Origin of the sequence: Acinetobacter sp. 8I-beige, from assembly GCF_902505955.1 — a bacterium.
In the GTDB taxonomy this organism is placed as follows: domain Bacteria; phylum Pseudomonadota; class Gammaproteobacteria; order Pseudomonadales; family Moraxellaceae; genus Acinetobacter; species Acinetobacter johnsonii.
On the sequence record NZ_LR732790.1, the window covers coordinates 18,977 to 35,867 of the forward strand.

At 41.0% G+C, this 16,891-nt stretch carries 16 protein-coding genes; 9 read left to right on the plus strand and 7 right to left on the minus strand.

The window, feature by feature from the left end; translation table 11 throughout:
- Position 1: 1 nt before the first annotated feature.
- Positions 2-364 (minus strand): hypothetical protein, encoded by a 363-nt coding sequence (locus GVX98_RS00100; protein WP_004697488.1) that lies wholly within the window; start codon positions 362-364, stop codon positions 2-4.
- Positions 365-550: 186 nt separating this feature from the next.
- Positions 551-1,516 (minus strand): TerC family protein, encoded by a 966-nt coding sequence (locus GVX98_RS00105; RefSeq protein WP_004697489.1) that lies wholly within the window; start codon positions 1,514-1,516, stop codon positions 551-553.
- Between the two features lie 398 nt (positions 1,517-1,914).
- Here GVX98_RS00105 and GVX98_RS00110 point away from each other — a divergent pair, with 398 nt between their 5' ends.
- The 3 genes from GVX98_RS00110 (at position 1,915) to GVX98_RS00120 (ending at position 2,994) form a co-directional block, all read left to right on the plus strand.
- Positions 1,915-2,199, plus strand: a complete 285-nt coding sequence (locus GVX98_RS00110; protein WP_159126921.1) for a GNAT family N-acetyltransferase — start codon at positions 1,915-1,917, stop codon at positions 2,197-2,199.
- Positions 2,200-2,238: 39 nt separating this feature from the next.
- Positions 2,239-2,523: a GNAT family N-acetyltransferase gene (locus GVX98_RS00115; protein WP_058870643.1), complete on the plus strand. Its 285-nt coding sequence runs from the start codon at positions 2,239-2,241 to the stop codon at positions 2,521-2,523.
- A gap of 87 nt (positions 2,524-2,610) precedes the next feature.
- Positions 2,611-2,994 (plus strand): hypothetical protein, encoded by a 384-nt coding sequence (locus tag GVX98_RS00120; RefSeq protein ID WP_159126922.1) that lies wholly within the window; start codon positions 2,611-2,613, stop codon positions 2,992-2,994.
- Between the two features lie 58 nt (positions 2,995-3,052).
- On the opposite strand, the gene mpl is transcribed toward GVX98_RS00120, so the two are convergent.
- Positions 3,053-4,420: a UDP-N-acetylmuramate:L-alanyl-gamma-D-glutamyl-meso-diaminopimelate ligase gene (gene mpl, locus GVX98_RS00125; RefSeq protein WP_159126923.1), complete on the minus strand. Its 1,368-nt coding sequence runs from the start codon at positions 4,418-4,420 to the stop codon at positions 3,053-3,055.
- Between the two features lie 255 nt (positions 4,421-4,675).
- On the opposite strand from mpl, the gene GVX98_RS00130 reads away from it, so the two are divergent.
- The 4 genes from GVX98_RS00130 to GVX98_RS00145 all read left to right on the plus strand — a co-directional run bounded on the left by GVX98_RS00130 (position 4,676) and on the right by GVX98_RS00145 (position 8,912).
- Positions 4,676-5,014: a DMT family protein gene (locus GVX98_RS00130; RefSeq protein ID WP_004977754.1), complete on the plus strand. Its 339-nt coding sequence runs from the start codon at positions 4,676-4,678 to the stop codon at positions 5,012-5,014.
- Between the two features lie 192 nt (positions 5,015-5,206).
- Positions 5,207-5,719, plus strand: coding sequence for a 5-(carboxyamino)imidazole ribonucleotide mutase (gene purE, locus GVX98_RS00135; RefSeq protein ID WP_004697498.1), 513 nt, complete (start codon positions 5,207-5,209; stop codon positions 5,717-5,719).
- 15 nt (positions 5,720-5,734) lie between these two features.
- Positions 5,735-6,856, plus strand: a complete 1,122-nt coding sequence (locus GVX98_RS00140) for a 5-(carboxyamino)imidazole ribonucleotide synthase (RefSeq protein ID WP_159126924.1) — start codon at positions 5,735-5,737, stop codon at positions 6,854-6,856.
- Between the two features lie 772 nt (positions 6,857-7,628).
- Positions 7,629-8,912, plus strand: coding sequence for a lytic murein transglycosylase (locus GVX98_RS00145; RefSeq protein WP_159126925.1), 1,284 nt, complete (start codon positions 7,629-7,631; stop codon positions 8,910-8,912).
- A 111-nt stretch (positions 8,913-9,023) separates the two neighbouring features.
- Here the strand turns inward: GVX98_RS00145 and GVX98_RS00150 are convergent, their stop codons facing one another.
- On the minus strand, positions 9,024-10,151 hold the full coding sequence (locus tag GVX98_RS00150; RefSeq protein WP_159126926.1) for an anhydro-N-acetylmuramic acid kinase: 1,128 nt from the start codon (positions 10,149-10,151) through the stop codon (positions 9,024-9,026).
- 63 nt (positions 10,152-10,214) lie between these two features.
- On the opposite strand from GVX98_RS00150, the gene tyrS reads away from it, so the two are divergent.
- Together tyrS and GVX98_RS00160 are read left to right on the plus strand one after the other, a co-directional pair.
- Complete coding sequence (gene tyrS / locus GVX98_RS00155) at positions 10,215-11,447, plus strand: tyrosine--tRNA ligase (protein WP_159126927.1); 1,233 nt, start codon at positions 10,215-10,217, stop codon at positions 11,445-11,447.
- 1,926 nt (positions 11,448-13,373) lie between these two features.
- Positions 13,374-14,531 carry a PQQ-dependent sugar dehydrogenase gene (locus tag GVX98_RS00160; RefSeq protein WP_159126928.1) on the plus strand — a complete coding sequence of 386 codons (1,158 nt, stop codon included), beginning with the start codon at positions 13,374-13,376 and terminating at the stop codon, positions 14,529-14,531.
- Positions 14,532-14,565: 34 nt separating this feature from the next.
- On the opposite strand, the gene GVX98_RS16825 is transcribed toward GVX98_RS00160, so the two are convergent.
- From GVX98_RS16825 to GVX98_RS00170, 3 genes are all read right to left on the minus strand, one after another.
- On the minus strand, positions 14,566-15,033 hold the full coding sequence (locus tag GVX98_RS16825) for a TauD/TfdA family dioxygenase (protein WP_228716251.1): 468 nt from the start codon (positions 15,031-15,033) through the stop codon (positions 14,566-14,568).
- 66 nt (positions 15,034-15,099) lie between these two features.
- Positions 15,100-15,411, minus strand: coding sequence for a hypothetical protein (locus GVX98_RS16830; protein ID WP_323843440.1), 312 nt, complete (start codon positions 15,409-15,411; stop codon positions 15,100-15,102).
- Positions 15,412-16,244: 833 nt separating this feature from the next.
- Positions 16,245-16,787, minus strand: a complete 543-nt coding sequence (locus GVX98_RS00170) for an NADPH-dependent FMN reductase (protein ID WP_159126929.1) — start codon at positions 16,785-16,787, stop codon at positions 16,245-16,247.
- Positions 16,788-16,891: the final 104 nt, after the last annotated feature.

Genomic DNA, 16,891 nt, shown 5'->3' on the forward strand with positions numbered 1-16,891 from the left:
ATTAACCTCCGAATGAGCCCCCGCCACGGCCGAAGCCTCCACGAATGGGTTGGGATTTGGCATGGCTAAAAACGTGAGTCGAGATTCTAGGTGTGCCCGTCGAATGACGTCCGCGAGCTTTCAAGACTTGGCCCATGTAACGGACTTTACGGTTGTTTTTATAATATTGTGGGCCGATATAAACCCCAGTAGAGCCACTATAGCTCGATTCGCCATTTTCGTTAGCAGGTTCGCACAGTTCAAAATGCCAGTCTTGGTAGCAGTTGTATTGGTTATTGTAAACATCCTGTTGTAGGGTTTTAGAACCGCTACATGCCGTGAGTAAAACCGGCACTACAACAAGAGTTAATTTTTTGGTACGCATGGATGAGCAACCTTCAGGTTCTTTTATTTTTACAGGTAAAACCAAGGGTTTTAAGCCCGCTTATCATAGGGAGCTGTTTGCATAAAGTACAGTGCATTTGCACAGAAAATCATAGGATTAAGTCTTGTACAATTTAAGATTTAGCCATCAAAAAAGCCTTCACAGTGGAAGGCTTTTTTTTAAACATTAGAGGGTAGTTTGATGATGTTTCTTACTGTATCGAATCGATAGGATCGCAGTGATGGTCAGCACCAACACAATAAAGCCCAGTGAAATCCAAATTGGCATATGGAACACATCCAACATGAGCATCTTAAAGCCGATAAACACCAAGATAATGCCTAAACCATACGGGAGATAATGCATCTTGGTTGCTGCACCAGACAACAAGAAGAACATCGCACGTAGACCCAAAATTGCCATTAAGTTTGCAGTCAACACGATAAACGGATCAGAGGTCACCGCGAAAATTGCAGGAATGGAGTCCACCGCGAAAATTACATCCGACGCTTCAACTAGAATTAACACCAAGAACAGCGGCGTTGCCCACAGCATCCCATTTTGACGGACAAAGAACTTGTTGCCATGCATTTGCGGGGTAATCCGCATATGTTTGCGCAGCCATTTTAAGATCGCCATATCTTCGATATTGGTTTCTTCTTCGTTTTGCCCTTTGAAGAATTTGAAGCCCGTATACACCAAGAACGCACCGAAGATATACAGAATCCATGAGAACTCTTGTACGAACCACGCGCCAATAAAAATAAAGATGGTCCGTAGAATAATCGCGCCCAATACACCATACAGCAGTAATTGGCGTTGCAGTGCAGGTGGGATGGCAAAAGCAGCAAAGATCATCAGCCAGACAAAGACGTTGTCGACGGCTAAAGATTTTTCAAGTAAATAACCTGCGAAATACTCCATGACCTTGGTATTGGCCACAGTGACACCTGCAGTTTGTTGTAAATACAACCAGAGACCTGCACCAAAGAGTGATGCGACGGAAACCCACGCAATACTCCATAACGCGGCTGTTTTGATTTTAACTTCTTGGCCTTCTTTTTGTTTAAAGCCTAAAAAGTCGATCAGTAGCATCACGGTAACAATGCCGAAAAAAGCAAGGTATAGCCATAAATTGCCGATAGATTCCATGAAATCCTCCACATCCAGCAATCGGCCACAAAAAAACCTTGACCTGCTGCCAGATGAAATAAAACATCTGTGACAACATGATCAAGGTCTTGCCTACATTTTAGCGTATGTATTTTGTGCGCTAAAATGCTCAGATACCGACTTTTTGCAAAGTGTAATGACGATAATCTGACACGTGAAAGTTATGCATGGCATTGATTTTTCACGTTTGGAGGAGGCTACTCCCCTTGTTCAACATAAATTTGGTTTTGGATTTGATCCAAAAGTGAGCTAAGCATCGCATATTTTTATGGTTTGAGCAAATATTAAAGAAAATTGTAGATGAAATATAAATGAGACAAAATTTTGCTTCAATTTGTGGCAAGCTAAAAAAAACAGTAAACCAAAGAGGAATAATAATGAAAATTCAACATCAAGAAATAGGTAGTAAAGGCGAAGTTTTTGTTGAGCAAGAAAACGAGCGTGTGGCGGAAATGACCTATAGTTGGGCTGGGGACGATAAATTTATCATTGATCACACTTGGGTCAGTGAGTTGCTCCGTGGGCAACATGTGGGGCGTCAGTTATTGGATGTTTTGGTTAACTTTGCCCGTGATAAGGGCGTAAAAATTTTACCCTTGTGCCCTTTTTCCAAATCGGTATTCGACAAAGATCCATCTATTCATGATGTTTTATTCCACTAAGATAGAGAACCATAAATCAATCCATTCAACGAGTGTGCTATGCAATTTCAACATGTAGATCGCGATCAAAAAGGTGAGTTTTTTTTAAATAATGCAGAAGGTCAGCGCATTGCTGAAATTAGCTATATTTGGCGGGATGACACAACCATTGATGCCAACCATACTTGGGTCGATGATTCACTGCGGGGTCAAGGCGTGGCGCGTTTGCTGTTGGATACTCTGGTTGATTTTTCACGTGAGAAAAACCTGAAAATTATCCCAACTTGCTCTTATGTCGATGTGATGTTTCGCCGTGAGAAAAGTTTTGAAGATGTCGCAGCTTAATTGTTCACAACATTCATCGCAATTCTAAAGGTTAAGCTAAAATGAGATCGATATAGCTGCCATTGCAGTTCTAATTTGGACTTTGCAATGCTGAACATGATGGAATTAAAGTATATGAAGATGCTTTTATCTATGGGCCTATTCTGTTCAGTTGCCCCCTTATTGCATGCTGAAGATTGTGTAAAACTTGAGGAAAAGGCAGAACAAAAAGAAGTTCAGATTATTCCACGTTGGGGCATGAAAGTGATTGCTCCAACTAGAGTGTATTTTCATTCAGCACCAAGCAATGCTTGTAAAATCAAAGATCTGTTTATGATTAAAAATGACCATATCACTGCTTATAGCACCTATGATGATGGCCAAGAACAGTGGGTTTCGATGATGTATTTCAGCAAGCGCTTGGGAGACACGGTTCAAGGCTGGGCAAAACTAAAAGACTTTGAATATACGGGTACGATGTCTGGTTTTTAATTAGATAAGCTTGTAAAAAAACCCGCGATATGCGGGTTTTTTCTTCTAATGGGACAATTTATTCTGCGTTTAAGGCGCTGATCAATTTCTGGTGTAAACCACCAAAGCCGCCATTGGACATGATCACGACAGCATCGCCCTCGCCTGCTTCACTGACGATGGTATGGATAATATCATCTAATGTACGTGCGACCACGGCCTTGTTGGGCGCAGCCGCAATGACAGGTTGTAAGTCCCAGTCTAAACCTTCTGGTTGATACCAAATCACTTCATCGGCCAAACGTGCAGAGTGTGCGAGTCCATCTTTATGGCTTCCCATGCGCATGGTATTTGAACGAGGCTCAATAATTGCCCACAACTTACGTTCGCCTAAACGCTTACGTGCGCCTTCCAGCGTAGTATCTATTGCGGTTGGGTGATGGGCAAAGTCATCATACACTTCAACGCCACGTACTGTGCCTAAAAGCTCCATACGGCGCTTCACGCCGCCAAAGTTAGACAGTGCTTCGCACGCTGTTTCAATGCTCACGCCGACGTGTTCAGCCGCAGCGATAGTCGCCAAAGCATTGGCTACGCTGTGCTGCCCTGTCATGTTCCATTGCACCGTGCCTTTCACCACGCCGTGTTGGAGTACTTTAAAGTGTGAACCATCCGCACTGAGTTGTTCGGCATACAATTCAGACTTGTCGTGAGCCTCTAAAGAGGTACGAACCACAGGTGTCCAACAGCCCTGCTCTAAAACTTCATCAATATTGCTTTCAGTAATTGGAGCAATGATACGACCCTCACTTGGAATGGTACGGACCAAGTGATGAAATTGTTTTTGAATCGCTGCTAGATCATCAAAAATATCGGCATGGTCAAATTCAAGGTTATTTAAAATGGCTGTTTTAGGGTGGTAATGCACGAACTTCGAACGTTTGTCGAAAAAGGCAGAATCATATTCATCGGCTTCGACACAGAAGTATTTGCCACCACCTAAACGTGCACTTTCAGAGAAACCTAAAGGTACACCGCCAATCAGGAAACCTGGCTCTAAACCCGCCTGATCCAACACCCAAGCCAACATAGTGGTGGTGGTGGTTTTACCGTGGGTCCCTGCTACACCAAGTACGTGTTTGCCTTGGAGCACATGATCGGCCAAAAATTGTGGGCCTGAAATATACGGTAAGCCTTCATTGAGCATGTATTCAACTGCATCAATCCCGCGTTTCATCGCGTTGCCGACGATGACTAAATCAGGATGCGGTTGTAAATGACTGCGGTCATAACCTTGCATTAAGGTAATGCCTGCATTTTCGAGCTGGGTGGACATGGGAGGATAAACATTTAGATCCGAACCCGTCACTGTGTGGCCAAGATCACGTGCTAAAAGCGCTAAAGACCCCATAAAGGTGCCACAAATACCCAAAATATGCAGATGCATTCCGCCTCACTCCACTGCTTTTATAGACACATCACGTATTGTTGGTGCTGTTGTCGTGATTAATTCGATGTGAAAGCAACCATAGCAAGGCGCTTAGCGAAAAGATAGTGATTCTTGTATCTAATCGTTTAATTATTCTGCGGCTTGAAAAACGCTTTTATTTTGTAAAAAAGCTGGCTGAAAAGTGCAATATTTGCTGAATTTCCTAGCAAAAAACGTAGAATAAAATGCTCCTAAACTCAGCGATTTTGCTTCATGTCCCTGCCCTTTATTTTATTGATTATTGCCAACTGTTTTATGACACTTGCATGGTATGGACATTTAAAATTTTTGCCGGGTGTGCCGCTTTGGCAAGCCATTTTATTTAGCTGGTTCATTGCCTTGGTGGAATACAGTTTTATGATTCCTGCGACCCGTATGCTGTCACAGCAAGGCTGGTCAATGGGTGAAATGAAAATCACCCAAGAAGTGGTGACGTTATTGGTTTTTGTACCGTTTATGCTTTTCTTATTTAAACAGCCTTTTAAGCTCGATTATTTGTGGGCCGGACTGTGTTTATTTGGTTGTGTGTATTTTGTTTTTCGCAGCCAATAACTCAAAAAATGAGGCTACAGTCCTCTTTTTATTTAAGTTTTATGCTACGAAATAAAAAAACAAGAAAAATCTGCATTTAGTTGCACGGTTAAATTTTGGAGAGCTGAAAAATCAGTCTATAATACGGGGCTCTTATTAAAGCTTGGCGCTAGTCGAGATTTATCTCTCTTAACTATCTCTGGAAACATTGCAATGAATGCGGCCGCTTCACAAGACACTCCTCTCGTTGGAATTATCATGGGTTCTCAATCAGATTGGGCCACTCTCGAACACACTGCCAATATGCTTAAGCAACTTGGTGTCCCATTTGAAGCGGAAGTTGTGTCTGCGCACCGTACGCCAGATCGTCTTTTTGAATATGCTGAACAAGCACGTGACCGTGGTATCCAAGTGATTATTGCGGGTGCAGGCGGTGCGGCGCATTTACCGGGAATGTGTGCGGCGAAAACTGATTTGCCTGTACTTGGTGTGCCAGTGAAGTCTTCGATTTTAAACGGTGTCGATTCACTGTTATCGATTGTACAAATGCCAGCAGGTATTGCAGTGGGTACCTTAGCGATTGGTCCAGCAGGTGCAACCAATGCCGCGATTATGGCAGCACAAATTTTAGGTCTGACACGTCCTGAAATTGCAAAAAATGTGGCCGATTTCCGTGCTGCACAAACCGACAAAGTCGCAAGCAACAACATTCCAGGCCAAGCTTAATACGGGGCATTCCTCATGAATAAAACCATCGGTATTTTTGGTGGTGGGCAGCTGGGTCGCATGATGGCGCAAGCGGCTTTGCCACTGAATATTCAATGTACGTTCTTTGATGTGAGTACAGACTGCCCTTCAGCGGCTTTAGGAACTGTGATTTCAAGCAAAACTGAAAACGGTTTACAAGACTTTATTGCCAGTGCAGATGTCTTCAGCCTTGAGTTTGAAAATACGCCTTTGTCTGATGTTGATGTTTTGACCAAGCAAAAAGATATGCATCCGCCGCGTCAGGCTTTAGCCATTGCACAGCATCGCTTGTCTGAAAAAGCGTTATTTGATGAGCTTGAGATTCCTGTTGCGCCTTATAAAGCGGTAGATTCCCTAGAAAGTTTAAGTGCTGCGGTTGCTGAGCTGGGTTTACCGATTGTGCTGAAGACAGCCACAGGTGGCTATGATGGCAAAGGTCAGTTTGTATTGCGCTCTGAACAACAAATTGAACAAGCATGGGCTGAATTAGGCCCTGCTGGAAGTTTAATTGCAGAAAGCTTTGTGACCTTCTCGCGTGAAGTTTCGATCATTGCGGTACGTGGTCAAAATGGCGATGTGAAAACGTGGCCATTGGCTGAAAATCATCATCATCATGGTATTTTGTCGCACTCGATTGTTCCTGCACCGAATAGTGCGGACTTACAACCCGTTGCACAAGACTACATCACTCGCCTATTGAATCATTTGAATTATGTTGGCGTATTGACCTTAGAACTGTTTGTCACAGACAAAGGTTTGTATGCCAATGAAATGGCGCCACGTGTGCATAATTCAGGACACTGGTCGATTGAAGGCGCAGTATGCTCTCAGTTTGAAAACCATATTCGTGCAGTCGCAGGCTTACCCTTGGGTTCAACTGAAGTGGTTCGCCCTACGGTCATGATCAATATTATTGGTCAGTATCCACACTCTGAACAAGTCTTGGCCTTAGAAGGTGTACATCTACATCTTTATAATAAGGAAGAACGTGAAGGTCGTAAGATTGGTCACCTGACTTTAATGCCGAATGACACTACTCAACTCACGACGCTGTGTCGTCAGTTGGCGAAAATTTTACCAAATCCCTTGGCACTGAGCGAAGATATGACCATCTAAAGCTTCAGTTGTTGTTAAAAAAAGCGATCACAAGAGTGGTCGCTTTTTTATTTGGATTCATTCAGGCATGATTGCGCCTCTTCGAAAAAAGTGACCGTTAATCGGATCAAAATTGAAATAAATTGCGTGTTTTTTATCCGTTTAGATAAAATTAGCGCATAGAAAAATAAACTGAAAGCAAAATAAAGCGAGTTTTGTACAGAGATGCACGTTTAAAACAGAGCCCACAATTGAATGTGACACTGATGTTCACCTAAAAAATGCTGAAATAGCAGAGATCTCTATCAACTTTGGGCGTGGATATCTTTTTAAGTCTATTTTGAATTTAAAAAATAGAAGTAAAATTTTGAATTCAAAAGTGAGTTTTAAATTTAAATTGAGCGTTTAAATTTAAAATGAATTTAAATGTTTTGATGTTGTTTGAATTTAAATTCAAAACAATAAATTTAAAGTCTGTGAGATGAATTTAAAGTTTTGAATTTAAAAATATTGAGCTTTAGTTTTGATGGTTTATTTTCTTTATATTGTTGATTATTAATGTTAAATAAAATTTGTGGATAAAATGAATTTAAAACAATATGATTGAATTTAAAGTACTTGTTGAGTCAGAGATTGTTTTTGAATTCAAAAGTTGAGATGCGGGGTGCTGTGGATAAGTGGTTTTAAATTTAAACCAGAATGAATATTCATTTACGTTTTGATTCAGAAAAGTGAAATCGAAAGTGTTAAGGTAAAAAGCATAATTTAGAGATAAAAAATCATTAGGGATTTTATGCACCGTTTTGCTTTTCTTTTAGGTTCATTTTTTTTAGCGGCGACTCAGGCGAATGCTGAGCTCATTATTAATGGTCAAAAAGTTACAGGCAGTTCAAATGTCGCAACTTCCGATTATAGTCCTCAGAATTCATTTCAAAGCTGTATTGCCAACTTAAAAAGCCAAGCGATGGCGAATGGTGTGTCTGCGTCCACTTATGATCGCTACACGCAAAATTTAGCGCCTGATTATTCTGTGATTGAAAAATTAAATTACCAACCTGAATTTTCCACGCCGATTTGGGATTATTTGTCAGGATTGGTGGATGATGAGCGTGTTGCAGTAGGTCGGCAAAAATTGGTTCAGCATCGTGAAGTGTTGAATCGCGTTGCGGCCGCGTATGGTGTGCCTGCGGAGACCGTAGTTGCCGTGTGGGGTGTTGAAAGTAATTTTGGTGATATTTCAGGTAAATATCCATTATTACAAGCGCTAGGCACATTGAGCTGTGAAGGTCGGCGCCAAAGCTATTTCCGTGGAGAGTTTTTTGCCGCGATGCGTATTTTACAGCGAGGCGATTTAACTGAATCACAACTGAAAGGCTCCTGGGCAGGCGCATTTGGCCATACCCAGTTTATGCCATCGACGTATGAAGAGTTAGCCGTCGATTTTGATGGCGATGGACGCCGTGATTTGGTGTCGAGTACCACAGATGCTTTGGCATCAACAGCCAATTTCCTCAAAAAACGCGGTTGGCAAACTGGGCAGCCTTGGGGCTTTGAAGTAAAAAACCCGCAAGCGATCTCTCTGAGTGGTGAAAGTCGTCGCAATAAGAAGTCCTTATCTTACTGGATGCAAAATGGTGTGGTACGCGCAGATGGTTCAGCGTTAATTCAAGGCAATTTATCTTCTAGCTCGCAAGCGGGGTTGATGGCACCTGCTGGTGAAAATGGTCCACTGTTTTTAGTGTTTAAAAACTTTGATGCAATCTATAGTTATAACGCAGCAGAAAGTTATGCATTGGCGATTGCGCATTTGTCAGACCGCTTACAAGGGCTAGGTGGCTTTAGTACAACTTGGCCAACCGATGATGCAGGCACTTCGCGTTCTGAACGTCGTGAAATTCAGCAGTTCTTACTGAATCGTGGTTATGATATTGGCGCGGTGGATGGTTTGATTGGTGATAAAACTCGCCAAGCCATTCGACAGGAGCAAATCCGTTTAGGTTTAAGTCCGACGGGGCGAGCGGGACAGCAAATTTTAAAAGCCTTTCGGCAGGAAAATGCTAAGTTGATGATGCGTTAACATTAACAGCAAAAAATCGTTGATATAGATAAAAAGCCAGTCGGTTATTCACCTGACTGGCTTTTTTGATTTGCACTGGTTGCGTCTAAAAGGTCAGAAGCGCTTTGATGTTTAAACCGCGGTAATCGTCCCGAGAATACGGTCGCCCCGTGCACCCGTCACTGTTGGCAAGTTGCCACTGAGTTGTTGGATAAAACGCATAGCCAACCAAGCAAAGGCGGTTGCTTCCACCCACGTTGGGGCTAAGCCAATCGCGGAGGTGGTTTGTACAGACCAATTGTGCTTACGTAAGCGCCAACGTAATTGTTCTAAAAGGTGTGAATTATAGGCACCACCACCACAGACGTAGACTTCACCAGTATCCATATCGGAGCGATAGATGGCTTTTTTAATGGCACGTGTGGTGAGCTTCATTAAGGTGGCTTGAACATTTTCAGGACTGTCTTCAAGCTCTTCATATTCAAGGTCATTGCGCCAGTCGGCAATTTGTTCATCTAACCATTCGAGGTTGAAGTCTTCACGGCCAGTGCTTTTTGGTGGTTCTTTGGAAAAATACTCATGTGATTGTAGGCGATCGAGCAGGCTACGAATCGGATGGCCGTAGGCTGCCCAATTGCCATTTTCATCATAGGGCTGTCCAGTAAAGCGTTCACACCAAGCATCCATTAAAATGTTGGCTGGGCCTGTATCAAAACCGTAGACCTGATCAGGTTGGCCTGCGGGTAACATACTGACATTGGCGATGCCGCCTAGATTTAGGATGACCCGATGAATGCTCTCATGTTGGAACATATCTTGGTGAAAAGCAGGAACCAGCGGGGCACCTTGTCCACCTGCGGCCATATCACGACGTCGAAAATCTGAAATCACAGGAATTTGGGTGATTTCAGTGATGATGTTTGGGTCACCAATTTGTAGGGTAAAACCGTGCTCTGGGCGGTGGCGAATGGTTTGTCCATGTGAGCCAACGGCTTTGATTTGACTACGATCTAAATGACTTTGCTTAATCAGCTGATTGATGCCTTCGCCAATCATCTTTGCTAAAGCTACATCTGCCTTTCCCATACGGTCGATTTCGTTGTCACCGGGCAAAGTGAGTGCCATCAGTTCATCGCGTAAATCTGGGTCGAAAGAAAGAGTGAGGGTGGCGTGAAGCTGCAATGGATCAAAAGAAGCAGCAACAATATCAACACCATCCATGCTGGTGCCGGTCATTACCCCAATATAGATCGCTGTCATGATTATTCTAAAGCCTGCAATGTGCTGAAAAAGTGTTAGTATATCGCACAAATTGAATAACTGATGTGTTTGGGTTTTGTGATGTCAAATTTCCTGCCGGCTGAAGAACAACTTGCTCTCATTCAACGAGGCACGCATGAAATTATTTCTGAAGAAGATCTTCTGAAGAAATTAAAAGAAAATCGTCCTTTAAAAATTAAAGCGGGCTTTGACCCGACTGCGCCTGACTTGCACTTGGGGCATACGGTTTTAATTAATAAATTGAAAACTTTCCAAGACTTGGGTCATGACGTGACCTTCTTGATTGGGGATTATACCGCGATGATCGGTGACCCGACTGGAAAAAGTGCAACACGCCCACCATTGTCGCGTGAGCAAGTGCTTGAAAATGCAAAAACTTATCAAGAACAGGTGTTTAAAATTCTTGATCCGAACAAAACTAAAGTGCGTTTTAACTCAGAATGGTTTGCAACCAAGACAGCGGCTGATTTAATTCAGTTGGCCTCACAGCAAACGGTTGCACGTATGCTTGAGCGTGATGATTTCACCAAGCGTTATAACAACCATCAACCGATTGCAATTCATGAATTTTTATATCCATTGGTTCAAGGTTATGACTCGATTGCCCTTGAGGCGGATGTTGAGTTAGGCGGCACAGACCAAACCTTTAACTTATTGATGGGGCGTACACTTCAGGGTCGTTATGACCAAGAAGCGCAAGTCTGCATTACAGTGCCAATCCTTGAAGGTTTAGACGGTGTGAACAAGATGTCTAAGTCTTTGGGTAACTATATTGGCGTATTTGATGCACCAGGGGCGATGTATCAAAAAGTCCTTTCGATGCCAGATGCATTAATTGAACGCTATTTCGATTTACTCAGCTTTAAATCTGTTGAAGACATTAAAGTCCTGCTAAAAGAAATTGCTGAAGGGCGTAATCCACAAGAAGTTAAGAAAATTCTAGCCCTTGAGTTGGTAGAGCGTTTCCATGGTGCAGAAGCGGCAGAAAATGCACATAAAGGTGCAGGCAACCTGATTACTGAGGGTGAGTTACCAGAAGGAACACCTGAAGTGACAATTTCACGTGCAGAATTTGGTGGCGAGTTGTTTATTGCAACGATTCTTCGCGTAGCGGGCTTAAACCCAAATGCTGCAGCGGCAAAAGATGCCGTGGGTCGTGGTGCGGTAAAAGTCGATTGGAACGTGGTTGATATGAGTTTCTCTGTTAAAGAAAATGCCACTTTAATTATCCAGTCGGGTAAAAAAGCCATTGCGAAAGTCACTTTTACTGACTAAGTCAGTGCATATATATGCTTTAAGTTATTGATATAAAAGCAGGCTTCGGCCTGCTTTTTATTTTTTAATCTTTATAAAAAAATCAAATAAGTAAATTCAAAAAAAACCTTATAAAAACAATGCTTAATTTTTTCCAAAAATATTGCAATTTAAAATGAGTGTGTATAAGATTTCAACGTCTAGTTGATGTTTTTAACATCGCTAGAAGGGTCAATAAGAATAACTCTCCACAGTTTTCAAGTCTCTTCCCCAAGGGACTTTTTTTAAGATAACTATAATAATGACATCTATGGATCAGATAACGATCTAACTCCGAGGAAGAGGTTTTGGGAGAGATCTCTTCCTTTTTTATTGGCAAAAATTTAGTTTTTTAAAATCAGTTTCTCGCAGACAAATAACGAGTTGTCATAAAAGTTGGGTGCAACATGCTTTTAAATAAAGCTGGTCATCAGCTTTACAAGTATATAGCACTGCGTTTTCTACTTATATCCAGATGCTTCGTATCATCAAGCTTTATCGTGGCTGTTATTTCAGCTCTGTCTTGAATTATCTTTACCATGGTATAGATAGAAGAGGGCTTTGCTATTACGCGAATGAAATAAAAATAGACTAAGCATTCCATTTTTACTAAATCTTAGTTTTTTATAGCGATGCGGCAGTTTTGCAGCTTAGGCGTGTATTAAATATAAAAAACTACGCCTTTAGAAAGATGATTTATCAACAATACAGAAATGAAAGAAACACAGAGTGATTTTAAGTCTGAAAACGTTGCTATAAGATTGATAAGACTCAGCTGAAAGAAAAAAATATATGCTAAGGCTTAAATTTTAAGCTTAAAAAACTTTTAAAGATTGGAAATGAAACGCTCATGTTGAAAGAAATAAGAGAAAAAATGATAAATATGATCAAAAAATAGATGAAAAATACGGTTTTTCTTAATTTTTGTAGAAAAAACCAACGCCCGTTTCAAATAAGTGAATTTGGGGGTTGCAAAGATTTCGTAATGGTCTAGAATGCACCCCATACCGACGAGATAGACGGAAATGAACGAAGCACGAAGTGCTGAGTTGTTAAGTATATTGAGTCCAGCTTCTAGCACTGACGAGGTGTTAGAAAGATCATTAAGAGATTATGAAGAACAACTTGTGTGGATTTTTACTGATTGATCGATCGAAAATATTTCATTGATTGAATGGTAAAAATTACTCGAAGTTTATTTGAGAAATATTTGTCAGAAAATTTCCCGAACTCAGAAGTGAAACCTCTTAGCGCTGATGGTAGTGTGGAGTTATCCATGTGAGAGTAAGTCATCGCCAGCTCATTAATTCAAATCCCCCTCCGCTTATAGCTGAGGGGGATTTTTTTATGTAGGAAGGTTAAAAATATAAATGAGAGACAAGAAGAATATTAGCTAAAAATAGGCTTTAAAATCTAATAGGTTTAGTTTTTATCACTTGAATTTGATGGTTTCTTCTTCACTAAAAGAAATTTTAACTAAGTATCTGTGTGTATTTCAAGCAATTGAACAGCTATTTCATCTATATCCGTTGGAAAAGAATGGCTATAGTTAACTCGTGATCATGCAAAATATGCCAAAACAGGTTTTGATTTAGATTTTAATGTGCTCAATAAAAAAGAAACCCCGACATCCTGTCGAGGTTTCTTTGTATTTCAGTGCTTAGATACAACTCCTGTCATATCTCACATCCTGATGCTCAAACTGATTATTGTTGTTTTAAGTTTGGGAAACGTCCTGTCTCCTGATGTATTTAATATATGCTGTAAGCTGTTTTAAGGCTAGTGGTCACTTTCCTCAGTTTTTGTAAGCTTTGGCTTACACAGATTCATCTTGTTACCAAAGCGGATAACCTTGTACTTATGATTTCTCTACAATGAATGGTGATCGTGCATTTAATGGGGAAGGCAATGCTGAGAAAAAAAGCTTTTTGTTTGTTGATGACAGTGAGTGCATTTTTTGGATTAATGGCATGTCATGCACAAAGACCAGCGGAGTCAGCAGCACAGGAACAACAGGACAGTTCTGCTTCTTTAGGCACATCTATACACCTCAAACGTATTGCTGAATTTAATGAGCCATGGGCATTAGCGGTATTGCCTGATGGGCGATTATTAATTACTGAAAGATCAGGACAGTTGATTTTATTTAATCCTATAGATCAGACAAAGACTCTCATTAGGAATATACCTAAAGTGGCTTATGGTGGTCAGGGCGGATTAGGCGATATTGCTTTACATCCTGAGTTTGCACAAAACCATCAAATTTATCTTAGCTATGCAGAAGCAGGGCAAGGTGGTTATGGTGCGGTTGTGATTCGTGCTGATTTGAATTTAGATCAGGCGCAGCCACAATTAGACAACCTTAAAATGATATGGAAACAAGCACCGAAGGTGCGTGGGCAGGGGCATTATGCACATCGGATGTTATTTGATGGTGCAGGAAAATTATGGATTAGTTCAGGAGAACGGCAAAAATTTGATCCTGCACAAGATTTGACATCGAACCTTGGAAAAATTATTAGTTTGAATGATGATGGTTCGGTTGCCTTAGATAATCCATTTCAGACGCAGGGGGATATCGCAAAACAAATATGGAGTTTGGGGCATCGTAATCCTTTAGGAATGGCTTTGGATGCAAAAAAACAACTTTGGGTGGTTGAAATGGGCCCCAAAGGTGGGGATGAGCTTAATTTAATTCAAAAGGCTAAAAACTATGGTTATCCAATCATTTCGAATGGTGATCATTATAGTGGTGTGAATATCCCTGACCACGCCACGCGGCCTGAGTTTGAAGCGCCAATATTAGACTGGACACCCGTAATTTCTCCATCGAGTTTGATTTTTTATACGGGACAGATGTTTCCAAAGTGGCAGGATAAAGTCATCATTGGTGGGCTTTCATCTGAAGCATTAATTATTGTAGACACCACAGGACAGCCAGTAAAAGAAATCCAACGGATAGATATGAAAGAACGTATCCGTGGTTTACAACAAGCGAAAGATGGCAGTATTTGGGTGATTGAGGATGGGAAACATGCAGATTTAATTCAGCTGCTTTCACATTAATCACCCGAACAGAGTGCTGCTAGGAAAGACGGTTTTAAAGCGCAGCATGTTGATCGGCATTGAAGACATTGGCTTGGATCTGCATCAGTTTTCGTTGTCCTTGTTTACCATTCATCCGCCAATGGACAATTTTAATATTATCGATCAAGGCGACATCCCCTTTTTGCCACTGGAGCAAGAGTGCATCGTGATATAAGGCTTCAAATAAGTGTTGTTTTTCCTGATCGGTCCATTCAATTTTTTCACCTTTATGGGTGAAAAGTTCCCATGACAGTTGCATGCAATTAGCCGTGGGGTCTAGTTGAAGCTTTCCTCGCTTCTTAAAGCTTTTTTGTGCAGCTTGGTGGGCAAAAGAATTGGTATTGTTTGCAAAAGCCCACGGCTGGATCATCAACTTTTGCGTGTTCGGGTGTATGACACCGAAAGGTGAGCGTTTTAAGGTAAGTTTGCTTTCTTTATTTGATTTTTTCTGGAAACCAAGTGAGCTTTTATTGAAGGTCAAGCGATCAAATAGATTGAGTTTACGTGTTGAAATATAAGAAAAATGGTTCCATGCGCCTAAGTATTTTTATTGTACGCTAACTGGAAAATGGGCCCAAATTCTTTCGAGGTTATTAAACCCTGTTTCGAGTAAGTGGTCCGCGGGTTCTTGGCAAAACAAGGCAATATAACGCGAGCGAGTCGAGCATAGGCCACCTTCGACATGTGGACCTTGAATTGAGTTTTCAACAGAGCCTAATTGCACCGTATTGTGGTTTAGATAAGGTCTATCATTACCTGCACGATTTTCGCTATATTTACGAATGAAAGAGGCAAACCAACCTGATTTTTTAGGCGTAAATGGATGCCAAGGTTCAAGCTGAAAATGATGTTCGATCAACTCATGAAACTCATAGTGACGTTGTAATTTAAAGCCACGAAATAATAAGATGCCGTACTGATGTAACTCTTCATAAGCTCTGTACGATGGACTCTAACGTAGGCGGCTAGAGCATCTACATCTGTATATTCGGGGTCAGCGACATAAATTTTGCAATAATCATTTAAAAGTGTGGTGTTTAGTTGCATGTGAATGGTCTCTATTTTTATTTTTTTAATTTATTGTATTGGACTGAAGCATTTTGGCTAAAGCTGCAAATGTTCAGTGGGCGAGAGTATAAAGTGTAGTGCGAGCGTCAGATGTAATATTTCGTTGTACAGAAGAACATACCGACAAACGGTGAAAGTCTTAATATTTGATGGATCTAATTTATAGATTAGCGCTTAAATATGTACGTTGTACGGAAATGATGATTTGTTAAATTTTTCATGTTTATACATCTGTTTTATATCATTATTTTTATAATATTTAAGTTGAGAAAGACATCCAGTCAGACCAATTTTAATTTGTATTCACGAGCTTCTTCTAAAGTATTGAAGCATATAAGAGGTTCGTTAATATCTGATCTAGATTTGGGTTTTTGGAGAAGTATTGAGCTAAAAATCAATACAATTAAAAAGCCCCCGACATCCTGTCGAGGGCTTTTTAAATTCTTTCAAACGGTATAACTCCTGTCCTACCGATCAGCATCCTGCTGTATATGTTGTTATTTTTGTTTTTAATCTGAGACATCCTGTCTCTGTATGGTTTAACTATAGCGTCGATGCTGTTTATTGAAAAGCCGACAAATACTTAAGTTACTGTAAGCAATAGCGTACAGAAGAATCTCATGCTTATGCGCTGACATATTTAATGAGTTTATCAATTGCTGCTTTTAGATTCTTCTCATCAAAAGGATTTGGTTCAAAATCTTCGGTTTTATTGCGTGAAAAAATATCTCGAATTTCAATCACCGCATTGGTATCGACTAGGCCGAGTTGAGTACCGACTTGGCGAATTTGGTCGATGGAGCGTGAGCCATTGGTACCACCATAACTGATATAGGCCGCAGGTTTACCTTGCCATTCTTTGCCTAAGTAATCTAGGGCATTTTTAAGCGCAGGGCTATAACCATGATTGTATTCGGGGCTAATGAAAATAAAGGCATCGCCTTGCGCAATGTGGTCGGCCCATGCTTGTTGTTTGGGTTGATCATAAATCCCTGTCATTGGGGGATTTGCACCTGAAAAAATCGGCAACCCCCACTCTTTTAAGTCGACCAATTCGAGTTGGACCGTATTGAGCCCAAGCTGTTCAAAGCCTTGTTGCACCCATCGTGCAACTTTAATGGCTGTCCGACCTTCGCGCACACTGCCTATAATGACCTGAATTTTCATGAAAAATCCTTGGGAAAATAAATGTGATTACGCTACGGTAGTATGAAAATTAGGCTTTGCATAGATTGAATATGTATCTGATCGACAAATGTTTGAGGCATTAA